General features: G+C 36.6%; 1 protein-coding gene and 5 tRNA genes. 1 reads left to right on the plus strand and 5 read right to left on the minus strand.

The genetic code is table 11. From position 1 onward, the window contains the following. Nucleotides 1-559: 559 nt before the first annotated feature. Nucleotides 560-2,137 carry a bifunctional diguanylate cyclase/phosphodiesterase gene (locus tag H5119_RS04420; RefSeq protein WP_182701360.1) on the plus strand — a complete coding sequence of 526 codons (1,578 nt, stop codon included), beginning with the start codon at nt 560-562 and terminating at the stop codon, nt 2,135-2,137. 15 nt (nt 2,138-2,152) lie between these two features. On the opposite strand, the gene H5119_RS04425 is transcribed toward H5119_RS04420, so the two are convergent. The 5 genes from H5119_RS04425 to H5119_RS04445 form a co-directional block, all read right to left on the minus strand. Then, nucleotides 2,153-2,227 (minus strand) — tRNA-Gln (locus tag H5119_RS04425). Between the two features lie 39 nt (nt 2,228-2,266). Continuing rightward, nucleotides 2,267-2,351, minus strand: a tRNA-Leu gene (locus tag H5119_RS04430). Between the two features lie 71 nt (nt 2,352-2,422). Then, nucleotides 2,423-2,497: transfer RNA gene (locus tag H5119_RS04435), tRNA-Gln, on the minus strand. 39 nt (nt 2,498-2,536) lie between these two features. Next, nucleotides 2,537-2,621, minus strand: a tRNA-Leu gene (locus H5119_RS04440). Between the two features lie 71 nt (nt 2,622-2,692). Continuing rightward, nucleotides 2,693-2,767: transfer RNA gene (locus H5119_RS04445), tRNA-Gln, on the minus strand. Nucleotides 2,768-2,792: the final 25 nt, after the last annotated feature.

The raw sequence follows: 2,792 nt of genomic DNA on the forward strand, positions 1-2,792 counted from the left end.
CTATGTAGTGTGGTTATTCCCCATAAATGGGCGATAACGTAGCATTAATGCCAAACAGGCGCTGCCCAAAGGGTTCTTCCTAGGGGCTATTTACTCTTTGTTGCTCGGTTTTTACTTAGCCCACTCGATTACAAACCTCGCGCCGTGATTAAATAGCCCCTAGTTTGAACAAATTTTAATCCGCAAAGATCAACAGACCCTAATAAAGCATGCTCAACGATAGATACAATTAATTGCTCATGAACAGTGAGCCGATTAATGCTTACAGGGACGTAAGCATTAATACCAACTTGCATAAATCTGTAATTTTCTAAACGTTAAATAGACCCCATATATAAGCAGATTGATATAAGAATAACGCAGGAGCAGTTACTAAGCCCTTTCGATTACAAATCTTACGGCGCGATTAGATTCTTCAAGATAGAAAAAATTCCAATCCTAAAAGCACAACAGCGCTTAGTTTCTCCTTGATATCCCCCACATTTTTTATGTATTTTATTCCGTTATCTGTTTTATTAGCCATAATAAATAGATAACAAAGCGTATTAAAAGAGTGTGTGTGGACAATTTATTTATTTTTATGATTTCAGTAGGAGTGTTACTTTTAGCTGTAAGCATAAAGCCAGCCTTAAAAATATGCACAAAAACAAATAGATTTGCTTGGGGTTTATTACTTGTTTTTATTGTGTGCTTTATTTTTGGCTACTGGTGGGTACTTTATTACTTTGTTAATAATGATGTTAATGAACCTATAGCGTTAAGCGTTTCGGTTATTTTATTAGGTGGTGGTGCATTTGTTTATTTGGTTATTCGGCTAAGTCTAAAAAGTATTTTAGAAATTGAACGCTCTGCTGAACATCAGCGTTTTTTAGCAGAGCACGATAGTCTAACAAACCTTCCTAATCGGAAAAAGTTTTTTAAAGTTGTTAATAAAAAAATAGAATGCAACGAACCTTTCATTTTATTACTGATCGATTTGAGTAACTTTAAACGCGTTAACGATGCTTATGGTAATAGCTTTGGTGACTCGTTATTATGCTTGTTTTCTAAAGTCCTTAGCCAGTATTTATCTGAATTTGCTAAATTGTATCGAATAGGTGGCGACGAGTTTGCTGTGGTATTAAATGCGGTTTCTCAACACGCTTATATTAACTGCATACGCTTAATTAACGACGCTATAGCAAACCCGTTTTCTATTCATGAGCAAAGTATACGAGTTTACTTAAAAATAGGGGTGAGCGACTACCCAAAAGATAGCATGCAGACAAATGAGTTATTTAAGCAAGCCGATTTAGCTCTTCATGAAGCAAAAAAAACACAGCAACAGGTTGTTAATTATTTCAGCGATTTGAGTGCACGAGCAGACGATTTGTTTAATATGTCGACAAAAATTAAAAGAGCATTAAAAAACCAAGAGTTCGAGCTTTTTTTACAACCCATCTTTGCTTCAAAACACGATGATATGCATGGCGCAGAGGTATTAATTCGCTGGCCACAAAATGATGGCACGTTCATTAGCCCTGATATATTTATAAAAACGGCGGAGCAAACGGGGCAAATTTTAGCTATATCAAAATGGGTAGTGTTAGAAACAATACAGCATTTAAAAAAACTCAAAAAAGCAGGGTTTAAAGGCTCGTTACATGTCAACCTTTCAACAAGGGACTTAGAGAGCTTAGACTTTTATGAATTTATAGAGCCGTTAATTAATCTAGATCCGACTTTGAGTGATTTTATTATGTTTGAAATTACAGAAGGCGCGATGATGACCAACTTAGATACAGCACGCAGCATGATGTACAAACTAAATGCACATGGTTTTGAGTTTAGCATTGATGACTTTGGTACTGGGTTTTCTTCGTTATCACTCTTAAGAGAATTACCAATTAGCCAAATAAAAATAGATCAGTCGTTTATTAAAGGGATGCTCTCACAAAGTGCCGATCACGCGATTGTTGAATCAACGTTATTTTTAGCAAATAGACTTAACTGCAAGGTTGTTGCAGAAGGGATTGAAAATGAATATTTACAAGAAGCACTAACATCAATGAATTGTGACTATTTACAAGGATATTATTATAGTAAGCCAATTGGTATTGATGATTTTATTAAAAAATATTTTTATGAGGAGGTATAGAATTATTTAACAAATTGGCTGGGATACCAGGATTTGAACCTGGGAATGCCAGGATCAAAACCTGGTGCCTTACCGCTTGGCGATATCCCAACTATAAATTTGAATTAATTTTAGTTCTTAATAAGAACATGGTGCGGAAGGAGAGACTTGAACTCTCACAACCTAAGTTACTGGAACCTAAATCCAGCGCGTCTACCAATTCCGCCACTCCCGCATCACTAATTTGCTAATTTTAACTCTAAGCTAGAGTGATTCTTATATCCAACTTTCCTTGGTAGAAGAAGTTGGCTGGGATACCAGGATTTGAACCTGGGAATGCCAGGATCAAAACCTGGTGCCTTACCGCTTGGCGATATCCCAACTAAGAATATTTGATAATTTTAGTTCCTATCAAGAACATGGTGCGGAAGGAGAGACTTGAACTCTCACAACCTAAGTTACTGGAACCTAAATCCAGCGCGTCTACCAATTCCGCCACTCCCGCATTACTAGTTTGCTAATTTAAACTCTAAGCAAGAGCAATTCTTATGTCCAACTTTCCTTGGTAGAAGAAGTTGGCTGGGATACCAGGATTTGAACCTGGGAATGCCAGGATCAAAACCTGGTGCCTTACCGCTTGGCGATATCCCAACTAAGAATATTTGATAATTTTAGT

This window comes from Pseudoalteromonas sp. SG45-5 (genome assembly GCF_014164085.1).
Taxonomy (GTDB): Bacteria; Pseudomonadota; Gammaproteobacteria; order Enterobacterales; family Alteromonadaceae; genus Pseudoalteromonas; species Pseudoalteromonas aliena.